Genomic DNA, 20,843 nt, shown 5'->3' with positions numbered 1-20,843 from the left:
CGAATTGGCCATGTGCGAATTGCTTTCGGCTCGGCGCGGACGACCTTTCCTATCGATGGACTTGCTGCGGGCGCAAGGAGGTTGCACGCGCGGAGCGCAAGTCGCAGTTGCAACAAATCGTTGAGGATCAAGCCCATGTCAAGGAAGAGCGGGCACGGACAGGGCGCGCAGCGACGCATCCAGGTACTGATTGGCGCAATCGCATTCATTCTAATTGTGACTGCCGGGTGGATCATTCACCAGACTCGGACGGTCGCACGCCAGACTTCCCTTGCGTTGGCGTCGGCCGCGACGACGGCGAACGACGCGGGAATTTATGACCGCGCAATGCGCTTCGCGATGCTGGCGATGGGCAACGGTTGGCTCTCGCCGGGATCGGTAGAAGCAGAGCTTGAGCTTATGCGTGGCGCGCAAGCATCAGTGCAGATTGCGTTGCTCGGCGGCCATCAGAATGCGGTTGATTCCGCCGTCTTCAGCCCGGACGGTAAGCGGGTGGTGACCGCGTCCTGGGATGGGACAGCGCGGGTGTGGGACCTGGCCACGGGTAAACAGATTGTGCAGCTCAGTGGCCATCAGAATCTGGTCTATTCTGCCGCCTTCAGCCCGGACGGCCAGCGGGTGGTGACTGCGTCCGCGGACAGGACCGCGCGGGTATGGGACGCGGCTACGGGCAAACAGATTGCGCAGCTCAGCGGGCACCAGGATCTGGTTTATTCCGCCGTCTTCAGCCCGCACGGCCGGCGCGTGGTGACCGCGTCCGCGGACAGGACCGCGCGGGTGTGGGACGCGGCTACGGGCAAACAGATTGCGCAGCTCAGCGGGCATCAGAAACCGGTTTTCTCCGCCGCCTTCAGCCCGGACGGCCGGCGCGTGGTGACCGCGTCCGCAGACAGGACCGCGCGGGTGTGGAATGCGGCGACCGGCCACGTGATCGCACAGCTCACCGGGCATCGGGAACCGGTAAGCTCCGCGGTCTTCAGCCCGGACGGCCGGCGCGTGGTGACAGCGTCCGATGACAAGACGGCGCGGGTGTGGGATGCGGCGACCGGCCAGGTGATCGCGCAGCTCACCGGGCATCGGGGACCGGTTTTCTCCGCGGTCTTCAGCCCGGACGGCCAGCGCGTGGCGACAGCGTCCGATGACAACACCGCGCGGGTGTGGAACGCGGCGACCGGCCAGGCGATCGTGCAGCTCACTGGGCATCGCGGACCGGTGAGCGCCGCCGCCTTCAGCCCGGACGGCCAGCGCGTGGTGACCGTGTCCGATGACAAGACGGCGCGAGTGTGGGATGCGGCGACCGGCCAGGTGATCGTGCAGCTCACCGGACACGAGGGGCCGGTGAATTCCGCCGCCTTCAGCCCGGACGGTGAGCGGGTAGTGACTGCGTCCCGTGATAGGACCGCGCGCGCATGGGACGCGGCGATGGGCATCTTGCTGCTCAGAGGGCATCAAGGCTCAGTTATTTCCGCCGCCTTCAGCCCGGACGGCCAGCGGGTGGTGACCGCGTCCCGTGATCGGACCGCGCGGGTGTGGGACGCGGCCACGGGCAAACAGGTCGCTCAGCTCGGCGGGCATCAGGGGTGGGTTTGCTTCGCCGCCTTCAGCCCGGACAGCCAGCGGGTGGTGACCGTGTCCAGGGATGGGACCGCGCGGGTGTGGGACGCGGCCACCGGCAAACAGATCTTGCTCCTCAGCGGGCATCAGGGCCCGGTTGATTCCGTCGCTTACAGCCCGGACGGCGAGCGGGTGGTGACCGCGTCCAGGGACAGGACCGCGCGGGTGTGGGACGCGAGCACGGGCAAGCAGATCGCGCAGCTCAGCGGGCACCAGGATCGGGTTTATTCCGCCGCCTTCAGCCCGGACGATCGACGCGTGGTGACCGCGTCCGCGGACGGGACCGCGCGGGTGTGGGACGCGGCCACCGGCAAACAGATCGCCCAGCTCGGTGGGCATCAGGGACCGGTTTTCTCTGCCGCCTTCAGCCCGGACGGCCAGCGCGTGGTGACCGCGTCCGTGGACGGGACCGCGCGGGTGTGGGACGCGGCGACCGGCGAGGTGATCGCGAAGCTCACCGGACATCAGGGACCGGTTTTCTCCGCCGCCTTCAGCCCGGACGGCCAGCGCGTGGTGACCGCGTCCGCGGACAGGACCGCTCGGGTGTGGGACATGGCGACTGGCCAAGTGATCGCGCAGCTCCGCGGGCACCAGGGACCGGTAAGCTCCGCCACCTTCAGCCCGGACGGCCAGCGGGTGGTAACTGCGTCCGCGGATCAGACCGCGCGGGTGTGGCCTATCCGATGGCTCATGCAGAAGCGAGGTCAGAGCCTGGCTAAAGCCGTGTGTAGGGAAAGGCTCGTGGGAGCAAACCTGCTCACAACCGATGATGAAGCTGCTCTTTCTCTCGTACGGGGGCGCCGGGGCGAAAACGTATGTGGATCGTAACTCGCCGACCGGTCGGAGCGAGCTGCAACGATACGTTTGGCCAGCGCGACCAATTGCTTGCCAATCTTCCTGACTAGCTTCACATCGAAGTCCGCGGCAATGAGCAGGTCCATCGCCTACTCGTAGGTCCGCTCATGTTTTCCTTTGCACCGTGAGCCGCTCATCCGGCGTTCATTGCGTTGCATCGACCGGTTGAATCCGCCAGTGCAATCGAAATCGGCCGCTCAGGCAGTCGAGGGTCTTGTTTGCTCACTTGACACCGGGCCCGCTAATGGGTGTCAACGATCACATCGAAGCGGAAGCCGTCCGCCATGACGTCAAGGCCGCATTAGCCACGTTCCACAAACCGCGATACGAGCAAGCCGATGGAAGTACAGAGCGCATTGATTCACGTCTTCGACGGCGCCGATCGGGTCTGCGAAAAGGTACTTCGACCACAAGACAGTCCTGCTGTTGGCGGCTGTGAGGATCCGACATTAGACGGCGGTGCAAGGTTGAGTAAAAGCGTCAACGACCAGGGGCCGTTAGCGCCCCCTGTTGTCGAGCGATGGCCATCAGAATGGGTCGTCGACGTCGTTCAGGTGAGGTTTCATGGGAGGCGCACGTTGCTCACGTAGCAGTTCGTGCAATGCGAGCTGATAGTGCCTGCAGATTCGCTCGCGTAGATCGTCGAGGAGTTCGACGACGGCGAGTGCCTGATCGGCGGACCAGTTGTCCGGGGTCAGGAAGTCGAGACCGCTGGTGGTTCCGGAAGGCCGGTGATGGCGTGTCATGACGTCTTCCTGTCAGCCTTGGCCGCACTACGTTTCTTCGTGCGTTGCTCAGCGCGTTCACGCGCCTCCTTCACGCGATAGGACTCGCCTTCGATCACAACGACTTCCGCACGATGCACCAGTCGGTCAACAAGGGAGACGACGCAAGCCGCGTTCGGAAACACCTCATGCCATTCCCCGAATGGTCTGTTTGTCGTAACCACTGTCGATGCAACCCCGTACCGCCGGCTGACGAGTTCGAACAGCAGATCCGCGTGGCGGTTCGAGTACGAGAGGTAGCCGACTTCGTCGATCACGAGCACGTCGGGTGAGGCATAGCGGTTCAGCCGGCGGCGCAACGCCGAATCGCTGTCGAGCGCGGCCAGGTCACCGAGCATCTGGCCGGCGGTAGTGAATAAGGCTGTGTGGCCATGTACGATTGCCTGATAGGCGAGATTGAGCGCCAGTGTCGATTTACCGACGCCGTTCGGGCCGATCAGCACGACGTTCGCGGTGTCCCTGACGAACTCAAGCGCCATCAACTCTTCGACGACGGCGCGATCGCACCGCCTGGGCCAGGCCCAGTCGAAGTCGCACAGCGGTTTGAAACTGCCCAGATGGGCATCGTGGATGCGTCGTTCCAGAGAACGGCGTCCGCGCTCGTCCTCTTCCCACTGCAGCAACGGCGCGACCCACGGCTCGGCCACCACATCGGGCCAATGTGCGAGCAGTCCGTACAGGCGCAAGGCGTGCGCGCGGTTTTGCAGATCGTCAGGCGCGCTCATCAGTGTCTCCCGCGATCTGGTCGTATATGTCGAGGCGGTGGGGTGTTACCAGCGTGTCCTTCTTGCGTACGTGTTCGGGCAATGGGATTGCAACGGGCGGAGGTGCCTGGCGCGCTTCGCGCCGGCACTCCAGCGCCAGACGGACCGGATTCGGATGAGGCGCCGCGCCACTGGCGAGGGTTTCCTCAATGGCCGCCTGCAGTTCGGCAGCGCCATAGCGGTCGAGCAGGCGCAGCAGATTGGCTGTGATGTTGCCCAGATTGCCGCCGAGTTCAGCGGCGCGCAGCATCAACGCCTGGCTGGCCGGCGCCGCGCGGGCCAGATGGTCGAGGCCGCGATGGTGACGGGCTTCGCGTTTGCGCCCGACGAGGGCGTCGATGTGCGCGGCAATCTCGATCTGTGCGCCGCGATCGTAACTTCGCACATGGGTGGCGAGCAGTTCGGCGCCGTCGAGAATGCGTACCTGCCGGGGATCGGCCCGCACCGTGAGCGTGCGGCGCACGTGGGTATGCGGGATCGTGTAGTCGTTCAGGTCGAAGCGCACGTACGGCTGCTTGCCAACCTTCACGGCCAGTTGCAGTTCGCACGGGTACGGATTCTCCGGCAACGCGAGCAGGTTGGGCTGCTCGCGCACGAAGGCCTCACGTACGGTGATCGTGGGCTCTTCCCGGCATGGGCGATCGGCTGCCGGTCCCGCACACCAGAGTGCGGCCTGGGCATTCAGATCGTCGAGGTCAGTGAATTTGCGCGCGGCAAAGAAGCTCTCACGTACAAACCTGATTGCTCTTTCGACGCGACCCTTCTCGTTCCCCCTGCACACGGCCACCGGACGGGGCTCGTAATGATGATGCGCGGCGAACGCGAGCAGCGTCGGGTTGAAGCGGATCGCGTCGCCCCGACGTTCGAGCACTGCACTTTTAAGATTGTCGTACAGGACGATACGTGGCAACCCGGACCATGCCGCCCAGGCCCCGGCGTGACCGGCCAGGAAGCTGTCCATGCGCGCATCGAGGAAGAAGCGCAGGTAGATCTGCCTGGACCACGACAGCACCATCACGAAGGCCATCAGGGGCCGGCGCGCACGCCCGATCTGCAGATGACCGAAGCTGGCCCAGTCGCATTGACCTTGTTCTCCTGGCAAGGTGCGAAGCCGAAGGTACGCCTCCGCCACCGGACGTGGACGATGGAGCGAGATCAGGTGTCTGAAGTGATCATGACTGCCCCGATAGCCGCGCTCATAGACCATCGCATACAGGCGACTGGCCGTGAGTGACGGAAACTTCTTCAGGGTCTCGTGAATGAACGGCAGGTAGGCATCGATCTGCGAGGGCCGCAGCACGGCGCCGACCCGGGGCAGTCCAGCCTGCGCCAGCACGCGCTGGACGGTGCCGCGGTGTACGTGTAACTGGCGCGCGATGGTGCCGCAGCGCCACTTCTCGACATGGTAGTAGCGCAGGATCTGCGCTTCGAGTTCAACTCCGATGGTCATGGGTCGCTCCCTGTGCAGTGAGTAGCAGTACGAACGTCACGGAAGACCCGACGGCGCAACGGCCCGAGGCGCACGAAGCCCGCACCGGCGCAGTGGCAGAAGTGGCAATGCTCAGGCAGAGGTGCGGCGGTGGTGGGTACCGGTGCTTTGGCCGCCGACGTCGTCGAAGTCGGTGCCAGTAGAGCATCGGCGGCAGGCACGGCGGAACCGTGATGCGTCACTTTATTCTGGCGGCTGCGATAGCGGCGCATTCGTTTGGCGTGCGCAAACCGGCCGTGGCGACTGCGCTGATAGCGCTGAGCGGCCTCGCGCAAGCTGGCCTGGCGCGAAACCTGGGAGCATCCGCTATTGCAATAAATCTGTCCGCGGTCGCAACGGCGGCAAACGATGACCTGCGCCCTGCAGCGGGCGCACACAAAGAGGCGGCCTGACGCCGACATCGGCAATCCCCGTCAATGCCGATGCGATATCGACAGGGCTAACGGGGCGTGCAATACTTCGCTGGCACCCGTACCCCGTCGTGCGCGTGCTGGGCTCGACACCGGATTGGACCTGCCAGTTTAGGCCGGTGTCGGGCCTGTTTCTTCGGCGGTAGGTAAGACCTTCTTCTACCGCATCCAGACTACTGCGTCACCCCCTCCTGAAACACACCGCGCCGGGTGCGTCTGCACTCGCCCTTCGGGCTCCTTTCGACGCACCCGATACCGCCCGTCGGCATCCCGACCAGTCATCACCAAACCGCTCTGAAGATCAGACTCGTTTCCCGTTTCTGATCGACACCGCCATCTGGTGTCGGATTCTGACCGCCGTTCACACCTGCGTCGGCTCGGCGCTGCAAGGCCCGCGGGCTGTCTTTCGTCCCTTTCCATGCCATCCGCCAACCTGTTGGCAAGCCATCGATGCACCAGCGCTGCGTCTGCCATGTCGGGAAGCGGGCGAGCCATCCGATTGCCGGTGCATTCCAGTCTACGGCATCGTTTCCAACGTTTTCTTCAGCCGCGCGACTGCCTCTTCGGACTCCTGCTGGATTCGCGCGCGCACGAACAAGACATTCACCGCTGCAAACCATAGTGACGGGGAGCGGTACACGAACTCACGCTCAAATCGCGTCCCGGACGCTACGGGCCTCAGGGAGTAGCTCACCGCGCCGGCGGACTTGCCATCTATCGTGCCGACGATGACCCATTTGCGCGGACGGTCCCGCACCGCAACCGTCCACACGACGCTTCCCCGCCGACCCGCCACGCGAAATTCTTCCACGACCTGTTCGCCAACGCTCAACGGGTGGTCGGTCGCCCCCCTTACCGATAGTGAAGACGGGTGCCAGTCGGGCCAGTGCGCGGGTGTCGTCACGTAGTCGAAAACGACCAAATCCGGTTGCTCGATCAAGATCACGGTGACAATCTTCGTCGTCAGGTCGACGGACTCGGGCAGCGGTAGAGCAAGCAGGACAGCGGCCGCGAAGGCTGCCATGATCGCGCTGATCCATCTCAATGGCCATTTCATCTGCGACTCTTCGAAGTATCGCGCACACGTGGACTGCCGGGCCTCTAAACAGGCTCGAAAGCTCTGCGGGTTCCCCAACCTGATAACGGCGAAGCCGGACGCAGATCGAGGCACGCGCCGTGCGCCGATAGTACCGCCTTGCCGCGCTCGTTCCGGTCAGACATATCTCGCCAGTTCACCTCGTCAATGTCGTCCGGCCCGGTCATCTAAAACCAGGGCGCCAATGCAGTGACCTCCTTCCTGCCATGAACCTGGTCGGCGGCAGTTGTGCCATCGAATCTGATTTGAGGCGTCATGCTGCTTCTACAAGCGCATACATGCTTCCATCGTCCTTCTGCAAGCCCCATACCACATCAATATAAATAAGGATGGGGCCTCCCAAATAGCATCCGTCAGGAATTTTTCACACAAATCCGGCGCGCGCGTCCTAGTGTGTCTCCATGGTTGGGCATCGGACGTGCATCGATGCAACTCTCGAGGGGCGGTAGCAAGAACAATCGGTTTTCACATGGGTGCCGGTGACGGATGCCCGCCAATGCGCAAGCGTATTACCCTTTTCGCGAGGCACGACATGACATCGATTTTCAGACGGCTATCCCGTTCTGCTTCCCGCGGCTTTGCAGGTGGCAGCGTCATCGCGCTTACGTGCGCGATCGTCCCAGGTGCCGAGGCGCAAGTGGTCGGCCCGCTCGTCACGGTGGCCGCGGGCGATCCATTCAGCGGATGCACTGCGGACCAGCTTAACGCACAGGAGTCCGCATTCGGGAGCGTGCTGTTTCCGGCCACGTCGATTGAGCCATGGGTGGCGGCCGATCCGACCAACCCGTCCCGCCTGCTCGTCGGCCATCAGCAGGACCGCTGGGACGACGGTGGCTCACGCGGACTCGTCGGCGTCGTCTCCACCGATGCGGGCAGCACATGGACCAATACGATCCCATCCGGCGTTACCGATTGCACCGGGGGCAAATTTCGTCGCGCCTCCGATCCGTGGGTAGACTTCGCGCAAGACGGAACCGCGTTCTTCTTCTCGTTGGTGTTGGACCCGATGAAGCCGACGACTCCGTTTGGGGCGCGCAATAGCGGCTTGCTGGTCAGCCGCTCAGTCGACCACGGCGCGAGCTGGCAGGCTCCCGTGACGCTGATCCGCACCAACTCGCCGCACGCGCTCAATGACAAGAACTCGCTCACCGCCGATCCGACGGCGAACGGTTACGTCTATGCGGTGTGGGATCAATTGAGCGTTTTCCCGCCAACCAAAGCCGGCGATCAGTTGCTCGCGGGAAACGACGGTGTCGAGATCGCACGTCAATTGCGCAACGGTGCAGCGGGTGGTGCTCCGGTCGTCAAGTTCAATTTCACCGGCCCGAGCTTCTTCTCGCGATCCATCGACAACGGCGTGACCTGGAGCACGGCCGCCCCGATCTATCAACCGGGCACGAACGCGCAGACGATCAACAACATCGTACGGGTGTTGCATGATGGGACCCTGCGTGACTTCTTCACTGCATTCAATGTCACAAAGTCGGGGCTCAGCATCGGCTATATAAAGTCCACGGATAAGGGCGCGAGCTGGAGCACGCCGACGTTCGTCAACGATATTCACGTGCGCAACCTGGGAGTGGTCACGCCGGACACCGGCCAGCCGATACGCGATGCCGCCAATCTCTTCAGTGTCGCTGTCAACCCGGTCACGGGAGCAATCTATCTCACGTGGCAGGACAATCGCTTTTCGACAGCCACCTGCATCACGCCCGGGGCCGGGTCAATCGCGATCACCGGGATCGTCTTCAGCGAGTCGGATGACGGCGGGGCCACCTGGTCGACGCCGGTGATGATCAACAAGACGCCGGCCAATGCCGCGAACCCGTGCCGTCAACAGGCCTTCATCCCCGCCGTGGTGGCGTCGGGCGACGGCAAGACGGTGGCGGTGACCTACTACGACTTTCGTAACGACACGAACACGCCTGCCGGCGTCGAAGGCACGGACAATTTCGCGCTGTTCTGCCCGACCTCGTCCGCGTGCACGCGCTCCGCTAACTGGGGCAACGAGCAACGACTGACCACGGCCTCGTTCAACATACTCAACGCTCCTGTGGCGCGTGGCCATTTCCTTGGCGATTACATGGGTCTGACTGCCAGCGGGCTCAAGACCATCTACCCGGTATTCGGCACAGCCACAGGTCCCAACGTGACAGCCGAATTCACCCGTCAGATCACATTGCCATAAGCGCAAGCGGCGGCGACTCGAGGAGGTCGCCGCCCAGTCCCCGCAACAGCTTTGATGGGAATAGAAATGAGCGAGTTCGTTGCGAAATCGCGCGACCATTCGAACTCCACAACTGTATCCAGGCGTGAGCATCACCTGACCGGTCGTCTCCGTGTTAAAGCCGCAGCGATTCACGCCCGGTTCGCGAAGCCTTTCGCCGCTTCCCGGAAGTTTGGTTGCTGCTCAGACGCGCGCTGAGTCGAGATATGTGACCTACGTCAGGCTCATCAACGCCGGGGCGTCAGCGAACCGCAGTTGCCACTCTCGATCGGCGATATCTGAAGCCGGGACGAGGCTGGTCGCCCGCCGTGGGACCGGCGGCGGCCGGCAGCGAAATGGGGGTGTGCTGGCGAATCGGAAGCTCCGTTGACAATGAAAGGAAAGGATAAACCTCATGCCGAGCGTTGAGCGCGCCCGGGTGGCTGCGCTGATCGACTCTGTTTGGCGCATGGCGCTTCGCCTCGGATTTCCGCTCGCCCGCGCGTGGTGGCACCTTCGACGCCCTCGCCATGAGGGCGCGTTAGTAGCAATCTACGTCGGTCGGTCGCTGTTGCTGCTGAAGTCGTCGTACCGCGCCGAATGGGGGTTTCCGGGCGGCAGTATCCGGGCCGGTGAGACACCTGCTGCTGCGGCGCTGCGCGAGATGGAAGAGGAGATCGGACTTGCGTCTCACCCCTTACTGCCAGCAGGCAGCGCCGCCGGCATGTGGGACGGGCGAAGAGACCGGGTGCATTTCTTCGAACTGCGCCTCGATTGCCTACCCGAACTGCGGCTCGATAATCGCGAGATCGTCGCCGCGCATCTGGCGTCGCCGGAGGAATTGCCTGGCTTCGCCGTAACAGGCGCGGTCGCTGCGTATCTCGGCAGGGATGTCTGCGGCTAGTCGAGCCGTTTTTCTAGCATGACCGTTCGAGTCCGCGTGACGCTGCGCGAGGCGCGGGCCTTCCAGGCATCAGGGTTACAGCCCCACGGTTTTTAACGCTTCCAGATTCGCTAGCATGGCATCGATAAGAGCGCGAGCCTTGCGATCGACGCACGTGAGAGCAACACTTTCCGACTCGTAGGTAGCGGCATCGGCTAAGTCACCGGTGACGTGCTGTTTTCGTGTCCTTCTACGCAACGACCACGTGACGCGATATGTCAGCGCGATTCCATCGGACAAACGGGCCGTCCGCGGCTCCATGTGCGCTTCGATGACGAATCCGCGATAACGCCCGACAATGTGATGTTTCATTGATTGACTTCACCGTCTTTCGCCTTCATCGCTCGCCTCTCAATGCACGACGCCAAAGAACAAAATTGCGCCTTCGGCCGGCGTCAGGCCCGCCTTGAAGTAGCCTTCGAGCCGGTCGGCTGTCGCTTCATCGAGCGTGAAGGGCGGATGGACGTAGCCTACGGCGAATGCATGGTCGTACCAGTCGTTGAGCCACGCGCGCAGTTCTATCACGTCCTGCGGCAGTGTGTTCGAAGCATCGTCGTGCATGTGCGTTTCCCCGGCTGGCTGAACGATCAGGCCGCCATGCGGCCTATCCCCATTTCCGGACGGCGCTGGCCCGGCGGAAACACGTGCCATGTGCCGTCGGCATGGCGAAAGAAGAAGAGTAAAAACGCCCCGGTCGGCAGATCGATTTGAATGCACACCCGGCATGTTCCACCCGAGCGCGAGCGGTTCAGCAGACGCACGCGCGCCCCTCGGAACCCCGTCGGGCCAACGAGTTTTTCGACCTGAGAACGCAGCGATGTGTTCCCCGCCATGATTTTCCCCGCGATGCACGATGATTCGATGCTATGGCGATCGGTGCGTGCGTCCAATCGGCGCCGGCCGGAATGTCGTTTCAGGAATCGCTGGTTTCAGCCGTCAGGACTTCCTGAACCGGAAGAGCATATAGAACGGCATTCAAGGGTCCTTACCCATCTGCGGGGGCTTTCGCCATGAATGGCACTAAGGATTTCCTGACACGCGAATCAGGAAGTCACACCCTGATTTTCCAGCTTGCGCTGAATGCGACACACATTCTGCTCGTAGATGATGAGCCATCGAAATGCAATGTCGAATTGATGCATCATGATCGGCTATCTATCGGAGCGGGAAAACGTCATCGAGCAAATCGACGCGATATGTCTGCGACTGTTCGACACCTGGTGCGAGACGCGCAGCGTGACATCGCTTGCGTATTTGATGCACTGCTGGCCATTGATAGACAGCACGACCAACGCGCTCAGGCGCCTGGGCGAAACCATGCGCGAGTTGCGGCGCAATCACGCGGACCAGATCGACGAGTATGACTTTCGCGCGCTGTGCGAGGTGGCCGACCTCATCGACGAACTGACCTTGCCGCGCACGGTCCGACTGATCGCGGTGGCGGCCGAGGCGCCGCACTAGCGAACGGCAACGCCGGCAAGGCGCGCAACTGCTTACAGGCACGTAAGCGGCGGCTGTGAGGCCACGGGGCGCGCCGTTTCATCGGACGTTTGAAACCCGGAGCGGGCGTGATGGACCAGGCGCCCGCATCGAGTGCAGAATAGGACAACTACAACGGCGGGCACTCGCGGGGATATATGGGCGCTCGACATTTTCGACGCATGGTGGAGCGGAATCCTGCAACCCGCTGAGCGGTATCTCGAAGGGAACACCGCATCATGAGCCATCTCGCCGCTCCGGTCGCGTATACGGGCACGATTCTGATCGTCGACGATACGCCGGGGAATCTTGGCGTGGTTGTCGACAGTCTCGAGGCGCGCGGCGTTCGCGTGCTGGTGGCGCTCGACGGTATCGAGGCGTTGGAGCGCGCAGCCTTCTCGCAGCCCGATGTGATCCTGCTCGACGTGAAGATGCCGGGCATCGACGGCTTCGAGACCTGTCGGCGCCTCAAGCGCGATGAGCGCACGCGCGATATCGCCGTCATATTCATGACGTCGCTGATGGACAACGAGGACCGCGTCGAAGGCTTTCTGGTGGGCGGTGTCGATTATGTGACCAAGCCATTGCGCGTCGATGAGATGGTCGCGCGCGTTGGCGTGCACCTCGAGCTTCGGGTGATGCACAAGCAGCTTCTCGCGCAGAACCGGCAACTGCTGGCGGAAGTCGCCGTGCGCAAGGAAACGGAGGCCGCGCTATCGCAAGCGCGCGACGATCTGGAGCGACGTGTCGCATTGCGCACCGAAGAGCTGGCGCGCGCCAACGCCAACTTGCGGGCGCAGATCGACGAGCGGCGGCGCGCGGACGCGCGCCTGCGGGCAAGCGAGGCTCGCTTTCGCGCGATTGTCGAAACGAGTCCGGTGCCGCTGTGCATCACCTCGATGCCGGATGGGCACATCCTGTACACGAACCAGCCGTTGCGCGAACTCTTCGGCATGGACGAAGGCATGTCCGCCAATATCGCGGATTTCTACGCCGAGCGGGGCGAGCGCGAGCGTCTGATCGAACATCTGCGGACCAAGGGTGGCTTGCGCAACACGGAGGTACAGTTCCGGCGCCAGGACGGTACCCGGTTCTGGGCGATGGCGACGGCGCGCGTCGCGACTTACGACGATTCTCCCGCGATCTATGTGGGCCTGAATGACATTACGGGGCGCAAGCAGATGGAACAGGAACTCGTCGAATCGCGCGAGCAGCAGCGCGAACTGTCCGCGTACATGGAGGCGATTCGCGAGGAGGAGAGAAAGCGCATTGCGATGGAAATTCACGACGAGCTGGGGCAATTGCTGACCGCGCTCAAGATGGACGTGTCTCTGCTCAAAATGCGCATCGCGCACGACGCGGAAGCGACAAAAAAAGCCGACGATATGCGCCAACTGGTCGAAGGCACGATCTCGATGGTGCGCAATGTCGCGAGCCACCTGCGGCCCGCGGCGCTTAACTTCGGCATCGTGTCTGCGCTCGAATGGCTTGTCGACGAGTTCAACCGCCGCAATGCGATTGCGTGTGAATTGCGCATCGAAGGCGGCGAACCCGCGCTGTCCGACGCCCATGCGACGGCCCTGTTCCGCATTGCACAGGCTTCGCTGACGAACGTCGCGCGTCATGCCGCCGCCACACGTGTCGAGGTGACGCTTGTTTCGACGGCTGCACAGCTCTTGCTGCATGTGCGTGACGACGGACGCGGCTTCGATCAGCAAGTGGTGAGTCGCGACTATTCATATGGCCTGCTCGGCATGAACGAGCGCGCGCGGCTGATCGGCGGATCGCTTTCGATCGACAGCTCGCCGGGCGCGGGCACCATGGTTTCGATTCATATTCCGCTCGATGGCGGAGCTCGAACATGATCAGGATACTCATTGCGGACGATCATGCGATAGTCCGTGGCGGACTCAGACAGATCATCGCGACCACGAGCGATATCGTCGTTGCGGCGGAAGCGGCGCAAGGAGCGGAAGTGATCGACAAGCTGCGCTCGTGCGCGCTCGATCTTCTATTGCTCGACATGACGATGCCCGGCATCAGCGGCGTCGCTCTGATCCGCAGGATACGGGCGGAACATCCTTCGTTGCCGGTGCTGGTGCTGAGCATTCACGACGAGGCTCAGGTCGCGTCTCGCGCGCTGCGCGCGGGAGCAACGGGATATCTGACCAAGGACAGTGACCCGGAGGTGCTGCTCGCGGCAATCCGCAAGCTCGCGGACGGCGGCCGTTTCATCGATCCGAAGCTCGTCGATGCGATGGTGTTCGATACACAGCGCGGCGACGTGCCGCCGCATGAAGTACTGTCGGACCGCGAATTCCAGGTCCTGCAGATGCTCGCGGCAGGCAGGAGCATCAATGAAATTGCCCAGGCATGTGCCCTCAGCGCGAAAACGATCAGCACACACAAGATGCGGTTGATGCAGAAACTCGGGCTTTCCAACAACGCCGAGGTGATCCGGTACGCGATCCGGCACGGAATGATCGTCGAGTAGAAAACGAAGGATGATGCGGTTCGCGTTCTGAGGCGCGAATCACTGCAGCAGCCTCCTTTCCAGATATTGCTCGACGAAGCTGAGGATCGCCTTGGACCGGTAAGCCTTCGCCAACCGGCAAAGATGGTCTGCGAAGGGTCGATAGCGCTCGTCGAGCTCGCTCAAGTGTCGGGCGTGTTGCACGATGGCACGCATGTCGCCGAGTCGGGCCAGGTAGTGCAGCGCTTCGATCTCGCCCTGCGGCGGTGCCATCAAGGGCCCGGTAAAAGGAGCGGCAGCGGGTACAGCCGTGTGGTCCGCGCCAGTGACTTGCGCCTTGGTCGCTTCGTCGATCCACTCGACATTCAGGAGCGACGCGACCTGGGACAATAGCCGGCCGAAATCGATCGGTTTGGCAAGAAAAGCGTTTGTGCCGGCCGCGAGACTTTGCGCCGCATCGGTCCCCGAGGCGCTTGCGGAGACTGCGACGATGGGCAGATCCCGGAACTCGGGCATCTGGCGCAGGCGACGCGTGGCTTCGAGCCCGTCCATCCCGGGCATGACCACATCCATCAGGACAAGCGCAGGATGCAGGGAGCGGGTTTTCTCCAGAGCTTCGGATCCGTTGCCAGCCTCCGCCATGTCGAATCCGAGCGGCCCCAGCATATCGACCATCACGGCACGGTTCTCCGCCACGTCATCCGCGACCAGGATAGTCTTGCGCGGCCCCTTGTAGCCGCTCACGACCCGTCCGGACGCGGCGACAGCCGCCGGGGGCGCCACCACCTGGACATCCAGCTCGATCGAGAAGACGCTGCCAATATCGCGGCGACTCTCGATATGGATCTCGCCGCCCATCAGGCGTACGAGTTGCCGGCTGATGGCGAGCCCGAGCCCCGTGCCGCCAAAGCGATGCCGGCCGTCGCTCACTTGCTCGAAAGGCCTGAAGATTTCCTCCAGGCGCCCTTCATCTATCCCAATGCCGGTGTCCTGCACTTTGAAACATAGTCGCGCGGGCGGCATAAAAGCGACGCTCAGATGCACGCTCCCCTGCTCGGTAAATCTGATCGCATTGGAAAGCAGGTTGAGCAGCGCCTGACGCAGCCGTATTTCGTCCACCCGGACAGCCGCGGGCAGATCGGGCGGCATCTCGCAATCGAAGGCCAGACCCTTTTCCGTTGCCTTGACCCGCATCGTCTCGGCGACAAAGTAGACGAACTGTTCGAGCGGAACATCGGAAAGATTGAGTTCCATTCGTCCAGCTTCGATCTTGGCTATATCCAGGATGTCGTCGATGAGCATCAGCAGGTGTTCGCCGCTGCGCTGGATGACTGCGAGTCCGTCGATCTGGCGTTGATCGAGAGTCGTGTCGCGTGTGAGGATCTGCGCGTAACCAAGAATCGCGTTCAGCGGCGTACGCAGTTCGTGGCTCATGTGCGCGAGAAAGTCACTTTTTGCCTGGTTGGCCGTATCTGCATGTTCCTTGGCCACGGCGAGTTCCGCTGTCCGTTCGCGGATCATGTCTTCGAGGTGCTCGCGATAGCGCCGCAATTCCGCTTCGGCATGCTTGTGCTCCGTGATGTCGCGTGAGATGCCGAGCAGGAACTGCGGCACGCCGCGCACATCGGCGATCGGGATCTTCATCGTGTGCACCAGGCGCACGCCATGTCGCGTATGAAGCGGCTCTTCCGGTATGTCGATCATGTGATGCGACTCCAGCACGGCCCGATCCTTGAGCGCGAAGAATTCAGCCTCCTCCGCGGGAAACAGATCGTGGACGGACCGGCCGAGGAGCTCCTCGCGCCGGTAGCCGAGAAGTTGCTCCGCCGCCTTGTTGCAGCGCACGAAGCGCAAGGTCGCGGCCTCCTTGACGAAGATCGTGTCCGGGATGTTTTCGACGATGCTGTTAAGAAAGTTCTCGCTTTCCCGGACGGCATCTTCGGCGTGCTGACGTTCGGCGATCTCGGCCGCCTGACCCGCAAGCGCCGTACTGAGTTCGGCCGTGCGCTGTGCGACGCGCGCCTCGAGTCCGGCGTTGAGCTCCTTCAACGCATCCTCGGCCTGGCGGCGCTGGCGCCGGTCTTCAAGGAACTGCTCGACTGCGCGCGCCATATCGGCAATCTCGTCGCCGCCGTGCACGGGGACTCCGGCTTGCGTGCTTCCGGCATCGCCGTGCCGCAGAAAGTGACTGACGCGGCGCAGGCGCGCCACGACATGGCGCCCGAGGAATTCGCGGGCGATTAGCCAGGTGAGCAGCAGGCTCACCGCGACTCCACCCGCCACCCATTTGCGTGTGCGATCTGCGCGACCGGCCAGATCCTGGACTGCTTCGCGGTAGTCGCGCGTCAAATAATCGGACTGCCGTTGCGCCGCGACGGCCAGAGCCTCGGCCGCGCCGTGCAGATCCCTGTCGAGGCTGGTCAGCGACACGCCCGGCCGCTGCCCATCCGCCGGCGCACCCCGGGGGCCGAGCGCGGTCTCGCGCACCTGGGCCTCGATGTTGACGATGTTGCGAAAGCGTTGGCTCGACCGGTAAAGCGTCAGCGCGTCGACCCCCGGGTCGTCGCTTGCGGCCGCGGAGGCCAGGCGGTCAACCAGGCGGTCGAAGGATGCCAGCTGTTCGAGCACATGCCGATGGGTCTCGCGCACGGCATCGATCGTATCGTCGCGAGACAACTGCAATGCGAGGCGTTCGATCGTCAGCGTGTGCTGTACGAGATCCTGCGCATCCGCGAGGCGCGTGAGCCGTTCTTCGGCCAGCTGACGGATCGAGTGGGCCGAACCGGTCAACGAGTAAATCGTCGTGGCTCCGACGACGACCACCAGCGCGGCCAGGCACGAAACAACGAGCGCAAATTGAGCGGTAAGCGATTGTGGGAAAGGCAGTTTCACGGTCGTTGTCAGATCTGACGATAAATGTCGCGATAGCCGTTGTCAGGGTCGTAGAGTAGACGATCGCCGCCGTCCGCGGCGACGTTGTCCGCCGTCACGAGATGCACCGGAGTCACGTAACCCGTGACGCCAGCGCCCGCGAAAAGTCGGTTCATTTCGTCGACCAGTTGCCAGCCGTGCAGATTCAGGGGTTCGGCCACGGTGCCGGTCTGGAACGTGCCGGTGCGGATGCGCAGGAAGGCGGACTCGCTGCCGTCGCCAGCCGATCACCTTGGCCGCCTCCAGCACACACCATCGACCACACCGAGGATGCCGCCGTTGCGCAAATCCTCGGCGACGACCGCGATGTGTTTTCCAGATTGCGCAGGTGGCCCGTTGCGTGGCCCGTTCCAGGGTGCAGCGGGTCGCGAAGCGGTGTCGACCACTCGCTTGGCCAGGGCCAGGAAGTCCGTCGCGGCGACCGGGGCTCCGGGCGCAGGGCCAGGCAATAAATCCTGCGCCGCGGCGGCCGACAGCACACACGCGCAAGCCAATGCCAGAAGGAAGCCCCTCATGCTGTTCCCCCATGGGCTGCGTCGAGGTCGATTGGGTTTGCCCAAAGCCGCTCGCGGATGACCTCTTTAGCAGGATATTACAACCCGATTCCCGCGTGTCATCGGTCATGCGCTGGGGCAGACTGGATCAAGCGTGGTCAGCACACAACTGCAACGGTCCGGTGGTCAGTGTTCGCCACGATTGCGCGATCAACCGTTCATCGATCGCAAGCCATAGATTTTCTCGACTGCAAGCAGGTACGACAGCATGACGACTGGCAGTGTCGTTGTGTTGGCATTGCCGAAGAAGCACGAGACGCCGGGATTGTCGAGCGAGATCAGCGCGGAGAACAGCCCGCCAGCGAAGATGCCCGGCGATATCAAGGGAAGTGTGACGTGCCGGAAGCGTCGCCAGACGCTCGCGCCTGGCACGGAAGCCGCTTCGCCGTATCCGGGGTTGAGGGATGGCGTTGAAACGGTCGAAACTGCATCTTCCCGCGATCGGGCTGGGAGCATGAAATTTCGCCGGGGTACGCTGAGCGCGGCTGTACAGCACTGAAGGCCCGCTTTCGCGGGGCGACGTCAGGTGTTACATCATCTCGGGTTTCGCCAGCCGGGTGCCATCGCTAAAGCGCGTCAATCGATATGGCTGTGTCTCGATCCCTGTCGCGTCGTCCGTCACGATGCGGCTAACCAGCATGCCGGCTCCCGGGCCCAGCCCGAATCCATGACCGCTGAACCCCGAAGCGATCACAAGGCCCGGCTTGCTCTCCACGCATGACATCACCGGCACCAGATCGGGCATCGTGTCGATCGCGCCTGCCCACGCATGAGCGATACGCAATCCCGACAGTTCGGGAAAGACCGTCGCAACGTTTTGCAGTGCACGGGTCGGCCACTCGGCATCGGGCACGGGATTGAGAACCCGCGTCACCTCGAACGGAGAGATGTCGTCGTTGCGCCAGTCCGCACTTCCTTCGGGGCCGCCGAAGAAAGGTTGCGCGATCCGGAATTTGAGCTTCTTGTTGAGTTTGCTGCGGAACATCTGGCGAAACTTGACCGCGTACCGCAGGTTCTGTGGCGCGATCTCCATGCGTCCATAGCCCGGCACCGCGATCGTGTAGCCGCCGTCCAGCCGCCGCCGCATCGCGAAGTTCGGGCCGGAGAAGCACCCGTCTATCACGGCCGGCGCTTCCGCCGTGCGCACCGCGGTGCCGATCACATTGACCGCCGGCAGATCGATCCCATGGTGCCGGCAGAACAGGGCGCTCCACGCGCCACCGGCCAGCACGACGCTGCTCGCGCCAATCCGGCCGCGCTCGGTCCATACGCCGGAGATTCGACCCGCGCTGCTATCGAGTCCGCGAACCGCACAGGTCTGATGCACGCGCGCGCCGAGTCGTTGCGCGCCTCTTGCGATGGCGGGCGCTGCTCGCGACGGCTCCGCGCGTCCATCTGAATGCGACCACACGCCGCCCGCCCACTTTGCCCGACTATGCGGAACGCGCGCGGCCAGTTCTCGAGCCGACAGCAGCTGACTGTCGAAGCCGAGCGCGCGCGCCTTGCCGAGCCATGTCTCCCACTGGGCGACATCGGCAGACTGCTCGCTTCCGTACAGAATGCCGCTGCGCCGAAAACCGATGTCCTCGCCAAGTTCGTCGCTCAACTCGCCCCAACGCTTCAGGCTCTGCATCGCGAGCGGCAACTCGTAACGGTCGCGGTTCTGCTGACGCACCCAACCCCAGTTGCGCCCCGACTGCTCCGCGCCAATGATGCCTTTTTCGAGCAGCACGACCGATACGCCGCGCCGTGCCAACTCGTAAGCGGTGCTGACGCCGATAATGCCGCCGCCGATCACGGCTACGTCGCAGCGATCGGGGAACCCCTCGCTATTCGGGACTTCGTCGATTCTTAGCATGTTTGAGCAACCATGATTGACATGAGCAGCCGGATACCGGGTGCGTACGCTGTCAGAAGATCACGTAGATCTTCCGCAGCGTTTCATCGATGTTCCAGAGTCCTTCCGTGTTGGCTTGGAAAAATAGCGTATCGCCGGCGGCGAAGCGGACCGTGTCTTCTCCGTCGGGCGTGAAGGTGCCGCTGCCCTTGATGAAATGCATCACCTCCGCCTGCTTGACGGAGCGCCGATAGGTGCCGGGCGAGCACTCGAACACGCCGGTATCGATTGCTTCGTGACCGGGAATGACGTACTGGCGTCCCGATACGCGCGACGGTTCGGTACCGGGCAGGCCCGCGGTTCCCCAATCCTCCAGTGCGGAGACTTCCGCGGCTTGCCTGATCTGCTGAACTTTCATTGCGCTGTTTCCTGTTGTCGTGAGCGGAGGTCGATACGTCGGTCGATCCGGCCTAGCCGGACCACGGTGACGCCGGCGCGCAACTGGCGCAGCGAGGGCATCACCAGCATGCAGTCATCGTACGGAGTCGAGACTGGCTGACCGTCGGACCATGCGATCACGGTGCCGGCCTTGTCGAACGTCTCGAGGCCTGTATAAGGACCCGCGAAACGGAAATCCATGCTCCTGGCGACGACCGGTTCGGTCACGCGCACGATGCGCATTTCGTCGGGCAATGGCGCGATCCAGCCGGGCGGCAGGTCGGCTGCGTCGACGATGCCCGACAGCAACAGAAAGCGTGCGGTGCAGTCGCGCGCAACCGTCACCGCGCTGGCTTCCCAGTGCTGGCCGCATTCGATCAACAGGGCATTCTTCGGACTCATGTCGTCGCCGAACCCCTCGTAGTCGCGCATCCGGCGGCCTTCGGGATGGCCTTCGTCCTGAATCACGGTGGCGGGCGTGCCGAGCCGCTCGGCCAGTTCGGCTCCCTTGCGCAGCGGCCCCGCGACGATCAGCGGCGCGCTTTTTTCATGCATCGAATGCAGGTCGAGCAGCAGATCCACTGTGTCGATCACCGGCCGCATCGCGCGCGCACGATCGAGTTCCGACGAGCGGGTCGCCAGATCGTCGAGCTTCGCGGCGGTCCAGACGCGGTTGAAGTCCTGATCGACGAAACGCGCTTTGTCTGGTGTCGCGGGATCGAACCGCGCATACGCGGCGACGTTCGCGAACGACAGCGTGAGCTTGCCGCGACGCGGGCGCAGGCCGCTGCGCAACAACGCGTCGACGGTGATCGCGCCGCACACTTCGTTGCCATGCGTGAGCGCATTGATCATCACGTGCGGCCCGGCTTGGCCGGAGTCGAACGAGTGCACGTATGCAATGCCGGTATTGCCGTCGGCGTGCGCCGAGATGTCCGGAAATTCGACTTCGATCGGATAGGCTTCCAT

At 63.2% G+C, this 20,843-nt stretch carries 18 protein-coding genes and 1 pseudogene; 6 read left to right on the top strand and 13 right to left on the bottom strand.

What is annotated here, in order from left to right; translation table 11 throughout:
• Positions 1–135: 135 nt before the first annotated feature.
• Positions 136–2,442, top strand: a complete 2,307-nt coding sequence (locus OKW28_RS20220) for a WD40 repeat domain-containing protein (protein ID WP_429448304.1) — start codon at positions 136–138, stop codon at positions 2,440–2,442.
• A gap of 554 nt (positions 2,443–2,996) precedes the next feature.
• On the opposite strand, the gene OKW28_RS20215 is transcribed toward OKW28_RS20220, so the two are convergent.
• From OKW28_RS20215 to OKW28_RS20200, 4 genes are all read right to left on the bottom strand, one after another.
• Positions 2,997–3,215 (bottom strand): hypothetical protein, encoded by a 219-nt coding sequence (locus OKW28_RS20215; RefSeq protein ID WP_429448303.1) that lies wholly within the window; start codon positions 3,213–3,215, stop codon positions 2,997–2,999.
• Positions 3,212–3,979 (bottom strand): IS21-like element helper ATPase IstB, encoded by a 768-nt coding sequence (istB, locus tag OKW28_RS20210; RefSeq protein ID WP_429448301.1) that lies wholly within the window; start codon positions 3,977–3,979, stop codon positions 3,212–3,214. Before istB ends, OKW28_RS20215 begins: the two co-directional genes overlap by 4 nt.
• On the bottom strand, positions 3,966–5,468 hold the full coding sequence (istA, locus tag OKW28_RS20205) for an IS21 family transposase (protein ID WP_429448300.1): 1,503 nt from the start codon (positions 5,466–5,468) through the stop codon (positions 3,966–3,968). Before istA ends, istB begins: the two co-directional genes overlap by 14 nt.
• A 966-nt stretch (positions 5,469–6,434) precedes the next feature.
• On the bottom strand, positions 6,435–6,974 hold the full coding sequence (locus tag OKW28_RS20200; RefSeq protein ID WP_429448298.1) for an SRPBCC family protein: 540 nt from the start codon (positions 6,972–6,974) through the stop codon (positions 6,435–6,437).
• A 571-nt stretch (positions 6,975–7,545) separates the two neighbouring features.
• On the opposite strand from OKW28_RS20200, the gene OKW28_RS20195 reads away from it, so the two are divergent.
• On the top strand, positions 7,546–9,201 hold the full coding sequence (locus tag OKW28_RS20195; protein WP_429448296.1) for a sialidase family protein: 1,656 nt from the start codon (positions 7,546–7,548) through the stop codon (positions 9,199–9,201).
• Positions 9,202–9,634: 433 nt separating this feature from the next.
• The gene (locus tag OKW28_RS20190; RefSeq protein WP_429448295.1) at positions 9,635–10,123 is read left to right on the top strand and encodes an NUDIX domain-containing protein; all 489 of its coding nucleotides are present in this window, start codon (positions 9,635–9,637) and stop codon (positions 10,121–10,123) included.
• Positions 10,124–10,198: 75 nt separating this feature from the next.
• Here OKW28_RS20190 and OKW28_RS20185 read toward each other — a convergent pair whose 3' ends face one another.
• The 3 genes from OKW28_RS20185 to OKW28_RS20175 are packed head-to-tail and all read right to left on the bottom strand — an operon-like array spanning position 10,199 to position 10,995.
• Positions 10,199–10,474 carry a hypothetical protein gene (locus tag OKW28_RS20185; protein WP_429448293.1) on the bottom strand — a complete coding sequence of 92 codons (276 nt, stop codon included), beginning with the start codon at positions 10,472–10,474 and terminating at the stop codon, positions 10,199–10,201.
• A 39-nt stretch (positions 10,475–10,513) separates the two neighbouring features.
• Positions 10,514–10,723 (bottom strand): hypothetical protein, encoded by a 210-nt coding sequence (locus tag OKW28_RS20180; protein ID WP_090811076.1) that lies wholly within the window; start codon positions 10,721–10,723, stop codon positions 10,514–10,516.
• Between the two features lie 26 nt (positions 10,724–10,749).
• Positions 10,750–10,995 carry a hypothetical protein gene (locus OKW28_RS20175; protein ID WP_429448814.1) on the bottom strand — a complete coding sequence of 82 codons (246 nt, stop codon included), beginning with the start codon at positions 10,993–10,995 and terminating at the stop codon, positions 10,750–10,752.
• A gap of 310 nt (positions 10,996–11,305) precedes the next feature.
• Between OKW28_RS20175 and OKW28_RS20170 the strand changes: the two genes are divergently transcribed.
• From OKW28_RS20170 to OKW28_RS20160, 3 genes are all read left to right on the top strand, one after another.
• On the top strand, positions 11,306–11,623 hold the full coding sequence (locus OKW28_RS20170) for a hypothetical protein (protein WP_429448292.1): 318 nt from the start codon (positions 11,306–11,308) through the stop codon (positions 11,621–11,623).
• 257 nt (positions 11,624–11,880) lie between these two features.
• On the top strand, positions 11,881–13,506 hold the full coding sequence (locus OKW28_RS20165) for a response regulator (RefSeq protein WP_429448291.1): 1,626 nt from the start codon (positions 11,881–11,883) through the stop codon (positions 13,504–13,506).
• Positions 13,503–14,135, top strand: a complete 633-nt coding sequence (locus OKW28_RS20160) for a response regulator (protein WP_429448290.1) — start codon at positions 13,503–13,505, stop codon at positions 14,133–14,135. The genes OKW28_RS20165 and OKW28_RS20160 overlap by 4 nt, the downstream gene beginning before the upstream one ends.
• A gap of 39 nt (positions 14,136–14,174) precedes the next feature.
• Here OKW28_RS20160 and OKW28_RS20155 read toward each other — a convergent pair whose 3' ends face one another.
• The 6 genes and pseudogenes from OKW28_RS20155 to OKW28_RS20130 all read right to left on the bottom strand — a co-directional run bounded on the left by OKW28_RS20155 (position 14,175) and on the right by OKW28_RS20130 (position 20,843).
• On the bottom strand, positions 14,175–17,006 hold the full coding sequence (locus OKW28_RS20155) for an ATP-binding protein (protein WP_429448289.1): 2,832 nt from the start codon (positions 17,004–17,006) through the stop codon (positions 14,175–14,177).
• 8 nt (positions 17,007–17,014) lie between these two features.
• Positions 17,015–17,272 (bottom strand): annotated as a pseudogene (locus tag OKW28_RS20150) (substrate-binding domain-containing protein); the annotation flags it as partial.
• Between the two features lie 477 nt (positions 17,273–17,749).
• Positions 17,750–18,055, bottom strand: a complete 306-nt coding sequence (locus OKW28_RS20145; RefSeq protein ID WP_429448287.1) for an ABC transporter permease — start codon at positions 18,053–18,055, stop codon at positions 17,750–17,752.
• Between the two features lie 73 nt (positions 18,056–18,128).
• On the bottom strand, positions 18,129–19,457 hold the full coding sequence (locus OKW28_RS20140) for an NAD(P)/FAD-dependent oxidoreductase (RefSeq protein ID WP_429448285.1): 1,329 nt from the start codon (positions 19,455–19,457) through the stop codon (positions 18,129–18,131).
• Between the two features lie 52 nt (positions 19,458–19,509).
• Positions 19,510–19,854 carry a cupin domain-containing protein gene (locus tag OKW28_RS20135; RefSeq protein ID WP_018422376.1) on the bottom strand — a complete coding sequence of 115 codons (345 nt, stop codon included), beginning with the start codon at positions 19,852–19,854 and terminating at the stop codon, positions 19,510–19,512.
• Positions 19,851–20,843 (bottom strand): M14 family metallopeptidase, encoded by a 993-nt coding sequence (locus OKW28_RS20130; protein WP_429448283.1) that lies wholly within the window; start codon positions 20,841–20,843, stop codon positions 19,851–19,853. Before OKW28_RS20130 ends, OKW28_RS20135 begins: the two co-directional genes overlap by 4 nt.

Origin of the sequence: Paraburkholderia sp. 40 (assembly GCF_050434105.1) — a bacterium.
GTDB lineage: Bacteria > Pseudomonadota > Gammaproteobacteria > Burkholderiales > Burkholderiaceae > Paraburkholderia > Paraburkholderia tuberum.
Note: the sequence above shows the minus strand (reverse complement) of the source record. Positions and strands in the feature narration are given on the sequence as shown.

Coding starts and splice junctions, on each gene's coding strand:
- OKW28_RS20180 (WP_090811076.1), bottom strand. CDS start 10,723: ATGCACGACGATGCTTCGAACACACTGCCGCAGGACGTGATAGAACTG.
- istA (WP_429448300.1), bottom strand. CDS start 5,468: ATGACCATCGGAGTTGAACTCGAAGCGCAGATCCTGCGCTACTACCAT.
- OKW28_RS20220 (WP_429448304.1), top strand. CDS start 136: ATGTCAAGGAAGAGCGGGCACGGACAGGGCGCGCAGCGACGCATCCAG.
- OKW28_RS20145 (WP_429448287.1), bottom strand. CDS start 18,055: ATGCTCCCAGCCCGATCGCGGGAAGATGCAGTTTCGACCGTTTCAACG.
- OKW28_RS20160 (WP_429448290.1), top strand. CDS start 13,503: ATGATCAGGATACTCATTGCGGACGATCATGCGATAGTCCGTGGCGGA.
- OKW28_RS20185 (WP_429448293.1), bottom strand. CDS start 10,474: ATGAAACATCACATTGTCGGGCGTTATCGCGGATTCGTCATCGAAGCG.
- OKW28_RS20170 (WP_429448292.1), top strand. CDS start 11,306: ATGATCGGCTATCTATCGGAGCGGGAAAACGTCATCGAGCAAATCGAC.
- OKW28_RS20200 (WP_429448298.1), bottom strand. CDS start 6,974: ATGAAATGGCCATTGAGATGGATCAGCGCGATCATGGCAGCCTTCGCG.
- OKW28_RS20130 (WP_429448283.1), bottom strand. CDS start 20,843: ATGGAAGCCTATCCGATCGAAGTCGAATTTCCGGACATCTCGGCGCAC.
- OKW28_RS20175 (WP_429448814.1), bottom strand. CDS start 10,995: ATGGCGGGGAACACATCGCTGCGTTCTCAGGTCGAAAAACTCGTTGGC.
- OKW28_RS20195 (WP_429448296.1), top strand. CDS start 7,546: ATGACATCGATTTTCAGACGGCTATCCCGTTCTGCTTCCCGCGGCTTT.
- OKW28_RS20190 (WP_429448295.1), top strand. CDS start 9,635: ATGCCGAGCGTTGAGCGCGCCCGGGTGGCTGCGCTGATCGACTCTGTT.
- istB (WP_429448301.1), bottom strand. CDS start 3,979: ATGAGCGCGCCTGACGATCTGCAAAACCGCGCGCACGCCTTGCGCCTG.
- OKW28_RS20140 (WP_429448285.1), bottom strand. CDS start 19,457: ATGCTAAGAATCGACGAAGTCCCGAATAGCGAGGGGTTCCCCGATCGC.
- OKW28_RS20135 (WP_018422376.1), bottom strand. CDS start 19,854: ATGAAAGTTCAGCAGATCAGGCAAGCCGCGGAAGTCTCCGCACTGGAG.
- OKW28_RS20165 (WP_429448291.1), top strand. CDS start 11,881: ATGAGCCATCTCGCCGCTCCGGTCGCGTATACGGGCACGATTCTGATC.
- OKW28_RS20215 (WP_429448303.1), bottom strand. CDS start 3,215: ATGACACGCCATCACCGGCCTTCCGGAACCACCAGCGGTCTCGACTTC.